The organism is Pseudomonas izuensis (assembly GCF_009861505.1).
Lineage (GTDB): Bacteria > Pseudomonadota > Gammaproteobacteria > Pseudomonadales > Pseudomonadaceae > Aquipseudomonas > Aquipseudomonas izuensis.
In genome coordinates this window covers 242,597-260,479 of sequence record NZ_WTFT01000012.1, presented here as the reverse complement: position 1 = coordinate 260,479, position 17,883 = coordinate 242,597, and the positions used below count along the sequence as shown (strand labels likewise).

The following is a 17,883-nucleotide window of genomic DNA, read 5'->3' as shown; positions in this document are numbered from 1 at the left end:
GTTCATCGCGAGCAAGCTCGCTCCTACATAGCCGTTTCTATCCGGAAACGGCGAACTTTCCTAAAGTTGCTGTCGATCACTCCCACGTTGCAGATCACCCGGATTGGTTAGGGTGAGGTTCCTCAATCTGCAACGGACTGCAAAATGAACGAGTTTTCCGACAACCCCATCTCCCATCCGCACGTGCGTGACGAACTTAAATCCGCCGTGGAGACCGACCTGCCACAAACCCCATCGCAATTTGGCGAACAGATGATCAAGGAAAAGTGGGGGCGAGACCTTGATCCGCAGACAGCGCAATTGGTCACGCTGCATTACGACTACAGACATTATCCGGATCCGGACGGCAGCCATCAGGGATACGTGGCGCGTTCGCGCTCCCTGGTGCAGGCGCTGTTGTCCGATTACCAGACCGTTGGCGATGGCCGCTTCGGCGAAACGGCATTTGGTTTGTACACGCCGCCCGATGTCGGACCGTCCGTACACCTGGTGGACAAGGAGTCCCTGAATGACGACTTGCGAACCTATGAAGGCATTTACCGGAGCACGGTGCCCCAATCCTATGGGCCGAAGACGCAGATCAATCTGCGTCCCGCCGACTTCAAACAATGGATATGGGCGCTGAATTTCAAGGACTTGTACCAGGCCTATGTCGACAAGGCCTGGCCGTCTGACGAGGTACTCCTTGGTGTCAGTTCCTATCCGCTGAGAATATCGGCCAAAGCAGCCTTTATCATGTCGGCCTGGCTGCAGCGTCATGAAAACAGCCTGTCCCGCAAAGCTCTGGGGCTCGCGATGCGGGCGGCGGGTTTGCCCCCGGATCAGGCATGGGAAGCACTGACGATGCAACAGCTGCAAGCACCGACCCGTATACCTTCGAGTGTCGAGACTAGCCGTCTGAAGCTCTATCGGTACACCGCGACGGATATCTGGTGTTTCCGTGATCGAGCCAGTGGCAGGGTGTTGTTGTACATCCCCGGAAATTCCTCGCCTCTGCACGATTTTGCCGACAGCAAACAACTGCGCCGCTGGATTATCGAGCAGGGAAAGGTGCCGGAAACCAAGCAAGCCTTGGCGGCTCACTTTGAAGAAGAGGACCGTACTGACGGTACGTTTCACGCTGGAGTGCTCACCGCGCTGGATGGCATGGTCGTTTACCCGCGCCAGCATCACCTGACCCGGGAGGCCGGCTTTTTCAATGACGACGGTTATTGGGATCCCGACGATTACATCGGCTACGACCTTGCCTCGGAAAAAACCGATCCCTTTGCGCAAATGGTGTGGGCCATGAAGCGGGCCGCCCAAGCCAGTGTCGAAACCATCCGCGATGATGCGCAAGTCAATCGCGACGACTTGAGCGCGGTCATAGAGCCGATCGTCCAGTGGGTGAATCAGTTTGGTCCCTTGGCGTTGTTTGTGCCGGGAGGCGAGGGCTTGTTGGTCCTGGCCGGGCTTATCGACGCCGGCTTTGGCCTTGACCAGGCCATCAATGGGGAGACCGCCGATATGCGTTCGCAAGGCGTTACTCGCACTGTATTCGGCCTGCTCAATGCGCTGCCGTTGGCCGCGGGCGTCGCTTCGTTGAGCGGCGAAGGAGTGGATGTGGCCAGGCTGGCGAAGACAGAGGCGACGGGTGGAGAGCCCTCGGCGGGGCCGCTCCCCGGATCAGTGGAAACAGGCGTTCCCGTGCAGCCGGTCCTGCCACTGCCGTCGCGCATCGACCTCTTGCGGGGCGTCGGCGCCCCGGCAGGCACGTTCAGCGATGAAGTGCTGGCACAGATCGGCAGGGTCAGCGCAGTCGATGACGACATGTTGCGCCTGATGCAGGCGGGACGGGAGCCGACCCCGCTGCTGGCCGACACGATTGATCGTTTCAGGATCGATCAGGAGGTTGCGGGGTTGAGCGAACCCTCTATCGCACCCAGCGAGTTGTTCAACCGCCGATACCAGGCACTGCAACGTTCGGAGCATGAATGGGTGCGACTGTTTCAGCGACAGTATCCCGGTTTGCCCAAGGCTGCCGTTGAGCAGATGCTCGATCGTTATGGTGTGGACTTCAAGGCTGCGCCGGAGGTTGCCCGGGCAAGGCAACTGTTCAGGCAGCTGGACAGCAAGGCTCGCCAATACCAACAGCATGTGCGCCTCAATCGTGCTTATGAAGGGTTGTATCTTCGTTCGGTGGCCAGTCCTGAATCGGACACCCTGGCCTTGCACTCACTGAAGAATCTGCCCGGATGGCCGAAAACACTGCGGATCGAGGTGCTGGACGGTTCGCCGGGTGGACGGGTTCTGGATCGTTGCGGCCCACTGGAGGCGCGTGACGGTCGGCGTCTGATCAAGATGGGGGATCGTTATCAGCCCTTCGGCTTGTCAACCCAAACCTCAGTAGGTACTGATTTTTATGAAGCGCTTGTCGGCATCCTGACAGAGGAAGAACATTCGGCTTTGCAACTGTTGTCGGGACCCCCCGCTGCTGGATTGAAGCTTGCGATCAGCGATCATCCATTGTCTCGTTCAGAACTAGCCCTCGGGTTGGGCAGGAAGGATTCCGGTTTGCCGTTCGAAGCACAGGGCCTCAGGGGGGGAGGTTACCCGGGAACGCCTCAGGAAAGTGCCTTGACACACTCGGTGATGAGGCTGCAGCTCAAGGATATTTACCCCGAGTTTACCGACGAAGAAGCGGATGCAATGTTGCAGCAACTGGGTGGAGAGGCTCAGGCGCATATCGACAGGTCAAGGCGCGAGCTGCAACAGCTGTACGTGGATCTGGATACCTGGGTCGATCTGGTGGCGGACGACGTCGAGGACCTGGATATCGATCACCTGCAGATGGGGGATCCCGGTACAGAGGGTCTTACGCAACAGCAGATCGAAATGCGCAATGCTGAACGGCTGCAAGAAACGATCACGTATGAACGAGAAGTCCGGGGTGAACTCGGTGATGAGCTGGTGGCTATATTTCAAAAACGGCCCCCTCAACGAAATAGCCATTACTCAGGAAATCATATTGATGGCTTTACGATGAATATGAGCCACGAGGACTTTCATCGACTCCCGGAGTTGAATGCGCGCTTCAACGATGTGGTCGAACTCAATCTTGAAAATTTCCACTTGTTCGAACGCGAAACCCTGAATGGCTTCCTGGGGTGCTTTCCAAAACTGCGTAGCCTGAATCTGGAAGGCACTGACTTGCGATTGCCCAACGACAATGGGGAGCTGGAGAGTTCATTGCCGTCCACGATTCCTCAATTGCGGCATCTCGTTTCGTTGAATTTGAGTTCTACCGAGCTGAGGTTCCAGGAAAATACCGCGGCGCAACTAAGCCAATTGATTAATCTTCAGTCACTGGATTTAAGTGAAAACCCGTTGGGTGTGCCTCCCGTCGTATTGGGCATGGACCAGTTGCGAACGCTTAAACTGAACGACACAAGAATCAGGAATTGCCCGGTCGGGATTATGGAGCGGCCATACCTGGCCACGCTGGATTTGCGTAACAACCAGATTAACCGTGTTCCGCAAGCTGTACTGAATCAGGCCATCGCCAGGGATCGAGTGCTGCTGTGGAACAATCCCCTGACCGACGAGGACACCTTGCAGCGGCTGGTCAGGCACCGGGAGCAAACCGGTATCAACCTGTGGCTGAGCAGTCCAGGAGCCAGCTATTCAGATCCGGCTGCCTGGTTGCGCGACCTGCCGGGAGAGCAGCAGGATGCCCACCTGCAAATCTGGCACCGATTGGCGCTCAAACGTTCCGGCATGAGATTTTTGGGGACGATCAATACACTGAGCCTTACCCCGGATTTCCTCGTGGGTTATCCAGGGCTTCAGGCACGGGTATGGCGACTGTTGAATGAGGCGGATACGTCGGACCAGCTCTGGGAGCAATTGGTGCAGGTTGTTCCTCGGGCATTGGCATCAACGGATAATCCGTTTGTTGTATTCACGGCCATGGAGGACCGCGCGAGGCTTCACGCCCACTGGGTGGCGATGGGGCAACCGTTTCCGGTCGGGGAGCATCAGCCCTGAAAACAAAAAAACCTGGCTCCGTTTTGGAGCCAGGTTTTTTCATTCAAGCGCAGACTTCAGCGACGACGGAACAGCGGCAGCGGTTCGTCAGTGGCGGCCTGATAGGTCACCGAGAAGTCCTTGAGACCTTCAAGGGCTTCGTACGGGTCTTTATCGGCGCGGATGGCAAATGCATCGAAACCGCAGCGGTGCATGTAGAACAATTGGTCGCGCAACACATCGCCAATCGCCCGCAGTTCGCCTTTGAAACCATAACGGTCACGCAGCAGGCGGGCGTTGGAGTAGTTGCGGCCATCGGTGAAGGCCGGGAAGTTCAAGGCAATGACCTGGAAGCTTGCCACGTCTTCACCGATTTCTTCGGCTTCTTCATCGGCATCCAGCCACACGCCCAGGCCGCCGTCGCGGGCCAGAAGCATGCGGCTGTGTTCACGCCACAACTGCAACGGGACGATGTAGTCGTCGCAGTTGGTGATCTCGTCGATGTTGAAATCCTTGGGCAGCAGGTGCCAGGTTTCGTCGACGACTTCGTTGTTCTTAATGATTCGCTGCATAGACGCGTTCCTTGAAGAGGTCGATGCCGATACGCTGATAAGTGTCGATGAAGCGCTCGTCTTCGGTACGTTGTTCGATGTACACGTCGATCAGCTTCTCGATCACGTCGGGCATGGCTTCCTGCGCGAAGGACGGGCCGAGGATCTTGCCCAGGCTGGCGTCACGGCTGGCGCTGCCGCCGAGGGACACCTGGTAGAACTCTTCGCCTTTCTTGTCCACCCCGAGGATGCCGATGTGGCCGACGTGGTGGTGACCACAGGCGTTCATGCAGCCGGAGATGTTCAGGTCCAGTTCGCCGATGTCGAACAGGTAGTCCAGGTCGTCGAAGCGGCGCTGGATGGATTCAGCGATCGGGATCGACTTGGCGTTGGCCAGGGAGCAGAAATCGCCGCCCGGGCAGCAGATGATGTCGGTCAGCAGGCCGATGTTCGGCGTGGCGAAACCTTTCTCGCGCAACTCGCCCCACAGGGTGAACAGCTTGTCCTGCTCGACGTCGGCCAGGATGATGTTCTGCTCGTGGGAGGTGCGCAATTGGCCGAAGCTATAGCGCTCGGCCAGATCGGCCACGGCGTCGAGCTGCTTGTCGGTGATGTCGCCCGGTGCAACGCCGGTCGGCTTCAGCGACAGCGTTACCGCCACATAACCCGGCTTCTTGTGGGCCAGGGTATTGCGGGTACGCCAGCGGGCAAAGCCCGGGTGTTCCTTGTCGAGTTCGGCCAGTGCGGCGCTCTGGTTGTCCAGGGCCTTGTAGTCCGGATCGACGAAGTGTTTGGCGACGCGATGCACTTCGGCTTCGGTCAACGTGGTCTGGCCACCGCGCAGGTGCTCCATTTCCGCATCGACTTTCTGCGCGAAGACTTCAGGCGTCAGCGCCTTGACCAGAATCTTGATCCGCGCCTTGTACTTGTTGTCGCGACGGCCGTAGCGGTTGTAGACCCGCAGGATGGCGTCGAGGTAGCTCAACAGGTCCTGCCATGGCAGGAATTCATTGATGAACGCACCCACCACCGGGGTACGGCCCAGGCCACCGCCGACCAGCACACGGAAACCCAGTTCGCCAGCGGCGTTGTGCACCGGCTCCAGGCCGATGTCATGGACTTCGATGGCGGCGCGGTCGGAGGTCGAACCGTTGACGGCGATCTTGAATTTGCGCGGCAGGTAGGCGAATTCCGGGTGGAAAGTCGTCCATTGACGAACGATCTCGCACCATGGGCGCGGGTCGATCAATTCGTCGGCGGCAACACCGGCGAACTGGTCGGTGGTGACGTTGCGCAGGCAGTTGCCGCTGGTCTGGATCGCGTGCATCTGCACGGTGGCCAGTTCAGCCAGGATGTCCGGGATGTCTTCCACGGCCGGCCAGTTGAACTGCACGTTCTGCCGGGTACTGATGTGGGCATAGCCCTTGTCGTAGTCACGGGCAATTTTCGCCATCATTCGCATCTGGCGCGAAGTCAGTTGGCCGTATGGCACCGCTACCCGCAACATCGGCGCGAAGCGCTGGATATAAAGCCCGTTCTGCAGGCGCAGGGGGCGGAATTCTTCTTCGCTCAGCTCGCCTGCCAGATAGCGTCGGGTCTGATCACGGAACTGCTTGACGCGGTCCTCGATGATCCGCTGATCGTATTCGTCGTATACGTACATATAAGTCCTGTTCTCAGGCTTGGGTCGCTCGGATACAGCTGCGTTTTTGTGCTTGCCGCAGTCCAGGAGCCTCTGCAATTCTGCGCGCACGGCCGCGCACTCCCTACGGAGCCGGGGCAAGATACCAGTTTGCAGTTATGCGCAAAAGTGATGTTTCAATATATGTAAAGAACCAAATCGCCTAACGAGAATAGTTGTCGGCTAACCCACATTTGTCGTGCGGGCAATCATCGTCTTAACTCTGGTCGAGTCTTTCTGCAATCACCGATAAAACCGACAAGAGGCGATGCAATGAGCAACCCAACCAAAGCAAGGAAAAGCGATAGTACCGTCGATGCCTGGGCGATTCTGTTTCTGATTATCCTGGTCGTCGGCACAGCGGTATTTTGGGTCAGTCATCAATAAGCGACCCCGTCCGGGTCCCGTTCCGACGATTGTCGGACAAAAACCGGAATAAACGCCGTTTTGCGGGCGTTCGCTGGCTATAATGCGCGGCGAATTTCCGGGGGCTCGGACGACCAATGTTGAAGTTTCTGTGTGGCGTATTGCTGACGCTGGGTATGGTCATGTTCATGGTCATTGCACCTTGTGCTCAGGCCGCGTCGGTGCTGTTCCTCAATCCGGGAAACACCCGGGAAGCGTTCTGGGTCAGTTACTCGCAATTCATGCAGGCCGCTGCCAGGGACCTGGGCATGGAGCTGCGCATCGAGTACTCCGACCGCAACTCTGAAATCACCCTCGCGCAGGCACGCGAAGCCCTGCAAGGGCCAAAGCGTCCCGACTACCTGGTATTCGTCAACGAGCAATATATCGCCCCCGAGATCCTGCGCCTGGCCCACGGCAGCGGGGTGAAGCTGTTTATCGTCAATAACGCCCTGACCCCGGACCAGATGCGCCTGCTCGGTGCCCGGCCCGACAAGTACCCCGATTGGGTGGGCAGCCTGGTGCCCAACGACGAGGAGGGCGGCTACCTGATGCTCAAGGAGCTGATCCGTCTGCACCCCCCGGTCGCTCCCGGTCAATCCATCGACCTGCTGGCCTTCTCCGGGCTGAAAATCACACCGTCCGCGCAGTTGCGTGAAAGGGGCATGCGCCGGGCGTTGGCCGAGCACCCTGAAGTGCATCTGCGCCAATTGGTATACGGCGGCTGGACCCGGGAGCGCGCCTATGAACAGGCCAAGCTGTTGTTCAAGCGTTATCCGCAGACATCGCTGGTCTGGTCGGCCAATGACGAAATGGGCTTCGGTGTGATGCGCGCGTTTGAAGAGTCGGGCGGTAAACCCGGCAAGGATGCGCTGTTCGGTACCATCAACAATTCACCGGCGGCATTGCACGCGTTGCTGGACAACCGATTGAGCGTATTGCTGGGCGGGCATTTCAGCCTGGGTGGCTGGGCCCTGGTGCAGTTGCACGACTACGACGAGGGCGTCGACATCAGCCAGTATGGCGGTCGTGACCGACAGATTCCGTTGTTGCAGCTGATTGATCGGGCACAAGCCCGGCAACTGCTGGCGATGGGCGCCTCACAGGATTTCGGTGTGGACTTTCACAAGCTTTCCGCCAAGGGACGACCGACGTCCTATCGTTATCCGTTCAGCCTGCAAACCCTGATGCACTAAACCTTTGCCAGATGCACCACCAGTTGCACGATGCCGTAGAGCGTCAACGCAAACACGACCGTGAACAGGATCCCCAGAATCACGAAATGACTGGGCTTGCCGTGGGTGAAATCCCGCGCCCGGTTCTTCCCGCTCTGTACCCCGAACGCCGCGGCCATGACGCTTTGCAGCATCTGCCAGAAGGTCGGCGGCTTGTTGTCGGCTGGATCGTCCATAAACCCCTCGTCACCTGTGTGTGAAAAGTAAGCATAGACAATCAACCTTGGGGCGACACAAAACCTGTGGGAGCGGGCTTGCCCGCGATGGCGGGCTGGCAGTCACCCATAATGTTGACTGGAAAGGCCTCATCGCGGGCAAGCCCGCTCCCACAGGGATCTCTGCCGACCACAATATTGTGGCCGGCAGAAGGATTACTCGTCGTAACCCAGGTTCGGCGCCAGCCAGCGTTCGGTCACGCTCAACTCCTGGCCTTTGCGCGATGTGTAGCTCTGCACCTGGTCCTTGTCGATCTTGCCCACGGCGAAGTATTGCGCCTGCGGGTGAGCGAAGTACCAGCCGCTGACTGCCGCGGCCGGGAACATCGCATAGTGTTCGGTGAGGAACACGCCGCTGCGGCCGGCACGCATTTCGGCGGCCTCGGGGTCGAGCAGGGCGAACAGCGTGGCTTTCTCGGTGTGATCCGGGCAGGCCGGGTAGCCCGGGGCAGGGCGGATGCCGGTGTATTGCTCTTTGATCAGCGCCTCGTTGTCCAGGGTTTCGTCCTTGGCGTAACCCCAGTGCTCTTTACGCACCTGCTGGTGCAGCCACTCGGCGCAGGCCTCGGCCAAACGGTCGGCCAGGGCCTTGACCATGATCGAGTTGTAGTCGTCGCCGGCGTCCTGGTAGGCCTTGGCCACCTCTTCGGCACCGATGCCGGCGGTGGTGATGAAGCCACCCACGTAGTCGGTGAGTTCGCTGTCCTTCGGCGCCACGAAGTCGGCCAGGGAGAAGTTCGGTTTGCCGTCGGTCTTGATGATCTGCTGGCGCAGGTGATGCAGCTTGGCCAATGGCTTGCCGTCATCGCCGTAAAGCTCGATGTCATCGTCGCGTACCTGGTTGGCCGGCCAGAAGCCGAACACCGCACGGGCGCTGATCAGCTTTTCGTCGATCAGTTTCGCGAGCATTTCCTGGGCATCGGCGTACAACGCGGTGGCGGCTTCACCGACCACTTCGTCCTGGAGGATGCGCGGGAACTTGCCGGCCAGGTCCCAGGAGATAAAGAACGGCGTCCAGTCGATGTATTCGGCCAGCACCTTGAGGTCGATGTTATCCAGCACTCTGGAGCCGGTGAACGTCGGTTTGACCGGCGTGTAGGTGCTCCAGTCGAACTGCGGTTTTTTAGCAATGGAGGCGGCGTAGCTCAGGCGTTCGGTACGGGCGCTGCGGTTGGCGGTGCGCTCGCGGACATCGATGTACTCCTCGCGGGTCTTCTCGACGAAACCGGCCTTCAGTTCCTTGGACAGCAGCTGCGTGGCCACGCCCACCGCGCGGGAAGCGTCGGTGACATACACCACGGCATCGTTGCTGTACTTGGGCTCGATCTTCACCGCCGTGTGCGCCTTGGAGGTAGTGGCGCCACCGATCATCAACGGCAGATGGAAATCCTGGCGCTGCATCTCACGGGCAACGTGGACCATTTCATCCAGTGACGGAGTGATCAGGCCAGACAGGCCAATGATGTCGCACTTCTCTTCCTTGGCCACCTGGAGGATTTTCTCCGCCGGCACCATCACGCCGAGGTCGACGATGTCGTAACCGTTACAGCCCAGCACCACACCCACGATGTTTTTGCCGATGTCGTGCACGTCGCCTTTTACCGTGGCCATCAGGATCTTGCCCTTGGCTTCCGGCTTGTCGCCTTTTTCCAGTTCGATGAACGGGATCAGGTGGGCTACGGCCTGCTTCATGACGCGGGCGGATTTCACCACCTGCGGCAGGAACATTTTGCCGGCGCCGAACAGGTCACCGACGATGTTCATGCCGGACATCAGCGGGCCTTCGATCACTTCGATCGGGCGGGCAAAGGACTGGCGGGATTCTTCGGTGTCTTCAACGATGTGCGTGGTGATGCCCTTGACCAGCGCATGCTCCAGACGCTTGTTGACGTCCCAGTTGCGCCACTCTTCGGTCTCGGCTTCCTTGACGCTGCCGTCGCCCTTGTACTTGTCGGCGATGGCGAGGAGGGCGTCGGTGCCTTCCGGGGTGCGGTTGAGGATCACGTCCTCGACAGCGTCGCGCAGCTCCACCGGAATCTGGTCGTAGATTTCCAGCTGCCCGGCGTTGACGATGCCCATGGTCAGGCCGGCGCGGATCGCGTACAGCAGGAACACCGAGTGGATCGCCTCGCGCACCGGGTTGTTGCCACGGAACGAGAACGACACGTTGGACACGCCGCCCGAGGTCAGTGCGTAGGGCAGCTCGTCGCGGATGTAGGCACAGGCGTTGATGAAGTCCACGGCATAGTTGTTGTGTTCTTCGATACCGGTGGCCACGGCGAAGATGTTCGGGTCGAAGATGATGTCTTCCGGCGGGAAGCCGACTTCGTTGACCAGAATGTCGTAGGAGCGTTTGCAGATTTCTTTCTTGCGCGCTTCGGTGTCGGCCTGGCCGGCTTCGTCGAAGGCCATGACCACGACGGCGGCGCCATAGCGCTTGCACAGCTTGGCGTGATGAATGAACTGCTCGACGCCTTCTTTCATGCTGATCGAATTGACGATGCCCTTGCCCTGGATGCACTTGAGGCCGGCTTCGATCACTTCCCACTTCGAGGAGTCGATCATGATCGGTACGCGGGAGATGTCCGGTTCGCCGGCAATCAGATTGAGGAAGGTCACCATGGCCTTCTTCGAATCGAGCATCCCTTCGTCCATGTTGATGTCGATCACCTGGGCGCCGGCCTCGACCTGCTGCAGGGCGACTTCCAGGGCTTCGGTGTAGTTGTCCTCGCGGATCAGCCGGGCGAACTTGGCGGAACCGGTGATGTTGGTGCGCTCGCCGACGTTGACGAACAGCGAGTTGCGATCGATGGTGAACGGCTCCAGACCCGAGAGGCGGCAAGCCTTGGGGATTTCCGGAATCTGGCGCGGCGCATAGCCGGCCACGGCCTTGGCGATGGCTTCGATGTGGCCTGGCGTGGTACCGCAGCAGCCGCCGACGATGTTCAGGAAGCCGCTTTGGGCGAATTCTTCGATGACCTTGGCGGTCTGCGACGGCAGTTCGTCGTACTCGCCGAATTCGTTCGGCAGGCCGGCATTCGGGTGCGCGGAAACGTGGGTGCCCGCCTTGTTCGACAACTCTTCCAGGTACGGGCGCAATTCGCGGGCACCGAGGGCGCAGTTCAGGCCGACCGAGATCGGTTTGGCGTGGGCCACGGAGTTCCAGAAGGCTTCGGTGGTCTGGCCGGACAGGGTACGGCCGGAGGCGTCGGTGATGGTGCCGGAAATCATGATCGGCAATTCGACGCCCAGTTCTTCATAGACGCCTTGCACGGCGAAGATCGCGGCTTTGGCGTTGAGGGTGTCGAAAATGGTTTCGATCAGGATCAGGTCGACGCCGCCTTCGATCAGGCCTTTGGTGGCCTCGGTGTAGTTTTCCACCAGTTCGTCGAAGGTCACATTGCGATAGCCGGGGTTGTTCACGTCCGGTGACAGCGAGCAGGTACGGCTGGTCGGGCCGAGCACGCCGGCGACGAAGCGCGGCTTCTCCGGGTTCTCGAGGGTTTTCGCATCGGCGACCTTGCGCGCCAGGCGAGCGCCTTCTACGTTCAGTTCGTAGGCCAGTGCTTCCATGCCGTAATCGGCCATGGAAATGCGGGTGGCGTTGAAGGTGTTGGTTTCCAGGATGTCGGCGCCGGCATCCAGGTAGGCCTTCTCGATGCCGCCAATCACGTCCGGGCGGGTCAGCACCAACAGGTCGTTGTTGCCTTTGACATCGCTCGGCCAGTCGGCGAAGCGTTTGCCCCGGTAGTCCTGTTCTTCGAGCTTATAGCTCTGGATCATCGTGCCCATGCCGCCATCGAGAATCAGGATGCGCTCTTTGAGGGCGTGCTTGAGAGCTTGAAGGCGAACACTGCGATCGGACATTGGGACTACTCGAAAAGACCATGACGAAGGGCCGGGATCATAGCAAACCTGTGTGCTTTTGGAGCATGTGCGGGTTTTGCATGAATATCGCTCATGTTGGGCCGTGCGCCAGCCCGGTAGAATCGCGGCGTTTTTTCCAGGATCGGGATCAGGGACATGTCGTATCGCGTCGTCTTCAGCAGTGTGTTGCTGTTTTTAAGCTGGGGCGCGCTGGCGCAGACGCCAGTCATTTCCTACACCCGCGACATTCAACCGATCTTCACCGAAAAGTGCGTGGCCTGCCATGCCTGCTACGACTCCGCCTGTCAGCTCAACCTGGGCAGTGGCGAAGGTGCGGCACGCGGCGCGAGCAAAACTCCTGTGTACGACGGCGATCGTAGCCAGGCCGCCGCACCGACCCGGCTGTTTTATGACGCCTTCGGCAAGCGTGCCTGGCAGCAGAAGGGCTTCTATTCAGTACTCGATGCCCAGGGCAGTCAGGCGGCATTGATGGCGCGCATGCTCGAACTGGGCCACCGGACGCCCTTGCAACCCAATGCCAAACTGCCTGACGACATCGTCCTGGGCCTTAACCGCGACAACCAGTGCGCCATGCCGGCGGAGTTCGACGGCTACGCCAGCTCCCATCCGAAACAGGGCATGCCGCTGGCGGTCACCGGCTTGACCGACCAGCAATACCAGACCCTGCAACGCTGGCTGGCTTCCGGCGCGCCCATTGATGAGCAGGGCCTGGTGCCCAGCACCAGGGAGGCGTTGCAAGTGGTGCAGTGGGAAAACCTGCTCAACGCACCGGGCGCCCGGCAGAGCCTGGTGGGGCGCTGGTTGTTCGAGCACTGGTTTCTCGCACACATTTACTTCAAGGAGGGCGAGCCGGGGCATTTCTTCCAGTGGGTGCGTTCGCGCACGCCCACCGGCCAGCCCATCGACCTGATCAATACCCGCCGCCCGAACGACGATCCGGGCGCGCAGTTTTACTACCGCTTGTGGCCGGTGCAGGGGGTGATCGTGCACAAGACTCACATCACCTATCCGCTCAGTGCGGCGAAAATGGCTCGGGTCAAAAGCCTGTTCTATAACGGCAAGTGGCAAGTCAGCGCCTTGCCGGGCTATGGGCCGCAGAGCCGGGCCAATCCCTTTGCCACCTTCGAAGCGATTCCGGCCCAGGCGCGTTATCAGTTCATGCTCGATAACGCCGAGTATTTTGTGCGTACCTTTATTCGCGGCCCGGTCTGCCGTGGGCAGATCGCCACGGACGTGATCCGCGACAACTTCTGGGCGCTGTTTCAGGCACCTGAGCATGACCTCTACATCACCGACCCGAACTATCGCGGCCAGGCCACGCCGCTGCTGGCGATGCCGGGGCAGAACGACGATGTCGGCAGTGTCCTGAGCCTGTGGCACGACTACCGTGACAAGCGAAACCAGTACGAAGCCTTGCGCCGTGACAGCTACGCCGAACTGCCGGCGCCGAGCTGGTCGACCCTGTGGGCAGGCAACGATAATGCGTTGCTGAGCATCTTCCGGCACTTCGACAGTGCCTCGGTGACCAAGGGCCTGATCGGCGATGTGCCGCAAACGATGTGGCTGTTCGACTATCCGCTGCTGGAGCGGACGTATTATCAGTTGGCGGTGAATTTCGACGTGTTCGGCAATGTTTCTCATCAAGCCCAGACGCGCCTGTACTTCGACCTGATTCGCAATGGCGCCGAGCAGAATTTCCTGCGTTTGATGCCCGCCGATTCCCGGGACGGCTACCTTGACGACTGGTACCAGAGCAGCGGCAAATTCAAGATGTGGCTGGACTATGAGTCCATCGACAACGACAAGCCGACCGCGCTGAAGCTCGATGCAAAGGACCCGAAACGCGACTTCGCCCTGCAGTTGCTGACGCGCTATGGCGAGCTCAACGCCAAGCCCGATCCGATCAATCGCTGCGACGGCGCCTACTGTTCGCGACCGAACATCGACCTGGCGTTGCAGAGTGCCGAGCAGGCCTTGAGTCGCCTGGCTTCCCGCCCGGCGGCCGGGCTCAAGGTCATTGATCAACTGCCGGAAGCAACCCTGCTGCGCGTCGAAACGTCAGGCGGGCAGCGTGTGGTGTACAGCCTGCTGCGCAACCGCGCGCACAGCAACGTGGCGTTTTTGCTCGGCGAGTCGCTGCGTTATCAGCCGGGGCTGGATACCTTGACGATTTTCCCGGGCGTACTCAGCAGTTACCCGAACTTCATGTTCAATATTCCGGCCGGGGAAGTTCCGGCGTTCGTGGATGCGATGGAAAACGCCAAGGATGCCGATCAATTCGAAAAAATCGTCGAACGCTGGGGGATTCGGCGCAGCCATCCGCAGTTCTGGCAGTACTTTCATGACCTGAGCCGCTATATCCACGAGACCGACCCGGTGGAAGAGGGCGTGCTGGACATGAATCGCTACGAAAACCTGTAATCAACCTGTAGGAGCAAAGCTTGCTCGCGATGGCGGAATGCCTGCAAACATTGAGGCTGAATGTGCCGCCGTCATCGCGAGCAAGCTTTGCTCCTACAGGGGGCCAGCGGAATCTTTCCCGACGAAAATACTAGGACTTTGTGCGCGGCGATGATTGGCGTAAACTGCGCCCAAGCCTGCGAGGAGTTTCCATGACCGCTATTACCATCACCGACGCCGCCCATGATTACCTGGCTGATCTGCTCTCCAAGCAGAACACCCCGGGCATCGGCATCCGCGTCTTCATCACCCAGCCTGGCACCCAGTACGCCGAAACCTGCATTGCCTACTGCAAGCCGGGCGAAGAAAAACCTGAAGACACTGCGCTGGGGCTGAAAAGCTTCACCGCCTACATCGATCACTTCAGCGAAGCCTTCCTGGACGACGCCGTCGTCGACTACGCCACCGACCGCATGGGCGGCCAGCTGACCATCAAGGCGCCCAACGCCAAAGTACCGATGGTCAACGCCGACAGCCCGGTCAACGAGCGCATCAACTATTACCTGCAAACCGAGATCAACCCGGGACTGGCCAGCCACGGCGGCCAGGTCAGCCTGATCGATGTGGTCGAGGACGGCATCGCCGTTCTGCAGTTCGGTGGCGGTTGCCAGGGCTGCGGCCAGGCAGACGTGACCTTGAAGGAAGGCATCGAGCGCACCTTGCTCGAGCGCATTCCCGAACTCAAGGGCGTCCGTGACGTCACTGACCACACGCAGAAAGAAAACGCCTACTACTAAGGTGTTCGCTGCAAACATGAAAAACGGCGCCCCGTGAGCGCCGTTTTTTTATGCGTGAAATTCAGTGACGCCATCGCTGGCAAGCCAGCTCCTACAGGAGCTGGCTTGCCAGCGATTGGGGCCCTATGGGCGATACAAATGCGCATGCCCTGCGCGATACAGCGATGACTCTCCAAACACTTCGCTACCCAACACCCGACCCACCAGAATCAACGCCGTACGTCGAAACCCCTTGGCGGCAACCTTCCCGGCAATGTCCTCAAGCGTCCCCACCACCCAATCCTGATCCGGCCATGTCGCCCGGTGTATCACCGCAATCGGACAATCCGCGCCGTAATGTGGCAGCAGTTCGGCCAGGATCTTCTCCAGATGATTGACCCCCAAATGAATCGCCATGGTTGCCCCATGTTGCGCCAGGCTGCCCAGCTCTTCGCCCGCCGGCATGGCGGTTTTGTCGGCGTAGCGGGTCAGGATCACGCTTTGTGACACATCCGGCAACGTCAGCTCTGCGCCCAGTAGCGCCGCGCACGCTGCCGTCGCGGTCACGCCGGGAATGATTTCGAAAGGAATACCGAGTTCACGCAGGTGGCGAATCTGTTCGCCGATGGCGCCATACAGGCTCGGATCGCCAGAATGGACGCGGGCCACGTCCTGGCCGTTGGCATGGGCGTTTTTGATCAGTTCGATGATCTGTTCCAGATGCAATTCGGCGCTATTGACCACCTGTTCGGCGCAATGGCCTTCCAGTACCGCAGTGGGCACCAGCGAGCCGGCATAGATGATCACCGGGCAACTGCGAATCAGCCGCTGGCCCTTTACGGTGATCAGTTCCGGGTCGCCGGGACCTGCGCCAATGAAATAGACGGTCATCGTCAGTTCCTGTGAAAAAGAGGGTCAGTAAAGAGGGCCAGGCAAGCTTCAGATGAAGATTGCTCATGATCGAAGGCGGGGATTATCGTGGATTTTACGCGGCGCCGGCCAATGCCAGAGTCGCCTGGGCATATTTTTGTCGCGGGATCAGCAGTTTGGCAGGGGTATTGGCCAGTTGTTCGGCGAGGGCCAGCGCGGCACTTTCCGCCACGCCGTAGCAACCGGTGCGTTCGAAGGCGATCTGCGAATGGTGGCTAAGCTGCGGTTGATAAACCGCCAATTGTTCGCTGCTGAAATACATCATTTGCAAGCCAAGCTGCTCGGCCAGTTCGATCAGGGCCGGTTCGTCGCGTTTCAAGTCGATGCTGGCCAGTGCCTTGATCTGATGGAGTTCGATCTGGTTGGCCTGTAATGCCTGATCGAGCAGCGCCCGCAGCGTGCTGACGGGGCAGCCTCGCTGGCAGCCCAGGCCGACCACCAGGGTCGGCGCTGTGCTTGCATCAGTCATGCGTGGTATTGGCCATCGCTTTTGCGGCGGAACAACCAGGCGCTGATCAGGCCCAGGGCCAGCCAGAACCCCATGTTGGTCAGCTGCGAAGCGATTTTGAATTGGGCTTCGAGGGCTTCCGGGGCGAGCATCGAGTGCACTTCCGGTTGCGGTGCGCCAATCACATGAGGAACGGCAAGGATCGCCGCGCCGAGGACTTTCATCAGCCAGTGGCGGCTGAACACGATCAGCGCGATACCGACAGCGGTGGAGGCGGCCGTACCGATCCACCAGATTTGCCGTTGTGCCAGGTCGGCGGCAGCGGTGCCCGGCAATTCCGGTGGCAGGCCGAGGGTCGGCGCCAGTACGAAGGTGGCGTAACCGGCCAGGCCCCAGAGCAGACCCTGGGAGGTTTTGGTTGGCGCGCGCAGGGTGTAGAGACCGGCGAGCATCAGGGCGAAGCCAACGGCTACGACCAGATTGCCGCCCGTGGTCGACAGCACGCGCTGCCAGCCATCTTCCGGCTCCCAGGCCTCGGCATCGTGGGTATGGGCGGCGACGCCGGCGGCATGTTCATGAACTTCCACGACCGCTGGCTCGGCTTTTTCGTAGGTTTCAGCCTGCAAAATCAGCGGGGCGACCCAGAAACTTTGCAACAGCGTCAGCAACAGGGCGGCCAGCAAGCCGGTGAACCCTGCAGTTTGCGCAATACGCTTGATCATGTCGGCAGGTCTCAATGGCACGGGAACGCGGAGCTGTGACGGGTATCGTGGGCGGCGTTGTGGACCGCTTCGATGTGCGAGAAACCGGCGAAATACACAAGGCATGCACCGAGGATCGACGCGCAGACGGCGGCAGTGATGCGTTGGGCAAGGGTGGAAGTCGTGCTGGAGGAGGCTGTGTGGCCGGTGCTGCTGATGATCGACATGGCGTTTCCCTCTGTTCTGTCAGCGGGGGAATAAAAAGCGCATGCAGAGTCACTGCACGAACGGGCGCGCAGCGATTCGAACAGCGCCCGCCCACCGCGGGTTTGTCATTCAGTGAAGTTTGATCACTTCGTGTTGCGGGCCGGTCTCCGGGCTCACGAGGGGCGCAGGCAACTGCCTTGACCTTCAAGCATCACCTTCCCATGCCACGTCGGCACAGTGGATCTGACGCTTCGCTCGCTTACCGTTGCGGGGGCAGCACCGGACTGACATGGCTTTAGAGTAAAGCACATGATTCACCGGTTTCCCGTTTCACCCTGTGAAGGGCACCCGTAACAAGGTGTGTAGGAGAGCATGGGCGGGGGTGGGGCGTCAATTGGCACCGGTTCTCATCTTGAGACCGAGTTGCCCCGATCGCGAGCA

Annotated in this window: 12 protein-coding genes and 1 riboswitch; of the genes, 4 read left to right on the top strand and 8 right to left on the bottom strand. The window is 59.8% G+C overall.

The window, feature by feature from the left end; translation table 11 throughout:
* Positions 1-144: 144 nt before the first annotated feature.
* Positions 145-4,026 (top strand): leucine-rich repeat domain-containing protein, encoded by a 3,882-nt coding sequence (locus tag GPL81_RS13275; RefSeq protein WP_160107077.1) that lies wholly within the window; start codon positions 145-147, stop codon positions 4,024-4,026.
* A gap of 56 nt (positions 4,027-4,082) precedes the next feature.
* Here GPL81_RS13275 and GPL81_RS13270 read toward each other — a convergent pair whose 3' ends face one another.
* Complete coding sequence (locus tag GPL81_RS13270; protein ID WP_096511978.1) at positions 4,083-4,577, bottom strand: DUF934 domain-containing protein; 495 nt, start codon at positions 4,575-4,577, stop codon at positions 4,083-4,085.
* Positions 4,561-6,219 carry a nitrite/sulfite reductase gene (locus GPL81_RS13265; RefSeq protein WP_160107076.1) on the bottom strand — a complete coding sequence of 553 codons (1,659 nt, stop codon included), beginning with the start codon at positions 6,217-6,219 and terminating at the stop codon, positions 4,561-4,563. The genes GPL81_RS13270 and GPL81_RS13265 overlap by 17 nt, the downstream gene beginning before the upstream one ends.
* 521 nt (positions 6,220-6,740) lie before the next feature.
* On the opposite strand from GPL81_RS13265, the gene GPL81_RS13260 reads away from it, so the two are divergent.
* Complete coding sequence (locus tag GPL81_RS13260; RefSeq protein WP_096511976.1) at positions 6,741-7,838, top strand: ABC transporter substrate-binding protein; 1,098 nt, start codon at positions 6,741-6,743, stop codon at positions 7,836-7,838.
* Here GPL81_RS13260 and GPL81_RS13255 read toward each other — a convergent pair.
* Both GPL81_RS13255 and metH read right to left on the bottom strand, forming a co-directional pair.
* Positions 7,835-8,053, bottom strand: a complete 219-nt coding sequence (locus GPL81_RS13255; RefSeq protein WP_160107075.1) for a DUF2970 domain-containing protein — start codon at positions 8,051-8,053, stop codon at positions 7,835-7,837. The two genes, GPL81_RS13260 and GPL81_RS13255, sit on opposite strands and share 4 nt — an antisense overlap.
* A gap of 195 nt (positions 8,054-8,248) precedes the next feature.
* Positions 8,249-11,959, bottom strand: a complete 3,711-nt coding sequence (gene metH / locus GPL81_RS13250) for a methionine synthase (RefSeq protein WP_160107074.1) — start codon at positions 11,957-11,959, stop codon at positions 8,249-8,251.
* Positions 11,960-12,115: 156 nt separating this feature from the next.
* On the opposite strand from metH, the gene GPL81_RS13245 reads away from it, so the two are divergent.
* Together GPL81_RS13245 and nfuA are read left to right on the top strand one after the other, a co-directional pair.
* Complete coding sequence (locus GPL81_RS13245; protein ID WP_160107073.1) at positions 12,116-14,401, top strand: fatty acid cis/trans isomerase; 2,286 nt, start codon at positions 12,116-12,118, stop codon at positions 14,399-14,401.
* A gap of 191 nt (positions 14,402-14,592) precedes the next feature.
* The gene (gene nfuA / locus GPL81_RS13240; protein WP_007912592.1) at positions 14,593-15,177 is read left to right on the top strand and encodes a Fe-S biogenesis protein NfuA; all 585 of its coding nucleotides are present in this window, start codon (positions 14,593-14,595) and stop codon (positions 15,175-15,177) included.
* A 123-nt stretch (positions 15,178-15,300) separates the two neighbouring features.
* Here the strand turns inward: nfuA and cobM are convergent, their stop codons facing one another.
* From cobM to GPL81_RS13220, 4 genes are all read right to left on the bottom strand, one after another.
* Positions 15,301-16,047 (bottom strand): precorrin-4 C(11)-methyltransferase, encoded by a 747-nt coding sequence (gene cobM, locus GPL81_RS13235; RefSeq protein WP_160107072.1) that lies wholly within the window; start codon positions 16,045-16,047, stop codon positions 15,301-15,303.
* A gap of 94 nt (positions 16,048-16,141) precedes the next feature.
* Entirely contained in the window at positions 16,142-16,555 is a 414-nt protein-coding gene (locus GPL81_RS13230) for a cobalamin biosynthesis protein (RefSeq protein ID WP_096511971.1), read from the bottom strand.
* Complete coding sequence (locus GPL81_RS13225; RefSeq protein WP_160107071.1) at positions 16,552-17,256, bottom strand: CbtA family protein; 705 nt, start codon at positions 17,254-17,256, stop codon at positions 16,552-16,554. The genes GPL81_RS13230 and GPL81_RS13225 overlap by 4 nt, the downstream gene beginning before the upstream one ends.
* Positions 17,257-17,267: 11 nt before the next feature.
* Positions 17,268-17,462, bottom strand: coding sequence for a CbtB domain-containing protein (locus tag GPL81_RS13220; protein ID WP_121105316.1), 195 nt, complete (start codon positions 17,460-17,462; stop codon positions 17,268-17,270).
* Positions 17,463-17,583: 121 nt separating this feature from the next.
* Positions 17,584-17,809: riboswitch (cobalamin riboswitch) on the bottom strand.
* Between the last annotated feature and the right edge of the window lie 74 nt (positions 17,810-17,883).

What these genes read in the sequence shown, in the direction of transcription:
- GPL81_RS13260 (WP_096511976.1), top strand. Translation starts at nt 6,741, where the DNA reads ATGTTGAAGTTTCTGTGTGGCGTATTGCTGACGCTGGGTATGGTCATG.
- metH (WP_160107074.1), bottom strand. Translation starts at nt 11,959, where the DNA reads ATGTCCGATCGCAGTGTTCGCCTTCAAGCTCTCAAGCACGCCCTCAAA.
- GPL81_RS13270 (WP_096511978.1), bottom strand. Translation starts at nt 4,577, where the DNA reads ATGCAGCGAATCATTAAGAACAACGAAGTCGTCGACGAAACCTGGCAC.
- GPL81_RS13245 (WP_160107073.1), top strand. Translation starts at nt 12,116, where the DNA reads ATGTCGTATCGCGTCGTCTTCAGCAGTGTGTTGCTGTTTTTAAGCTGG.
- cobM (WP_160107072.1), bottom strand. Translation starts at nt 16,047, where the DNA reads ATGACCGTCTATTTCATTGGCGCAGGTCCCGGCGACCCGGAACTGATC.
- GPL81_RS13265 (WP_160107076.1), bottom strand. Translation starts at nt 6,219, where the DNA reads ATGTACGTATACGACGAATACGATCAGCGGATCATCGAGGACCGCGTC.
- nfuA (WP_007912592.1), top strand. Translation starts at nt 14,593, where the DNA reads ATGACCGCTATTACCATCACCGACGCCGCCCATGATTACCTGGCTGAT.
- GPL81_RS13255 (WP_160107075.1), bottom strand. Translation starts at nt 8,053, where the DNA reads ATGGACGATCCAGCCGACAACAAGCCGCCGACCTTCTGGCAGATGCTG.
- GPL81_RS13220 (WP_121105316.1), bottom strand. Translation starts at nt 17,462, where the DNA reads ATGTCGATCATCAGCAGCACCGGCCACACAGCCTCCTCCAGCACGACT.
- GPL81_RS13225 (WP_160107071.1), bottom strand. Translation starts at nt 17,256, where the DNA reads ATGATCAAGCGTATTGCGCAAACTGCAGGGTTCACCGGCTTGCTGGCC.
- GPL81_RS13275 (WP_160107077.1), top strand. Translation starts at nt 145, where the DNA reads ATGAACGAGTTTTCCGACAACCCCATCTCCCATCCGCACGTGCGTGAC.
- GPL81_RS13230 (WP_096511971.1), bottom strand. Translation starts at nt 16,555, where the DNA reads ATGACTGATGCAAGCACAGCGCCGACCCTGGTGGTCGGCCTGGGCTGC.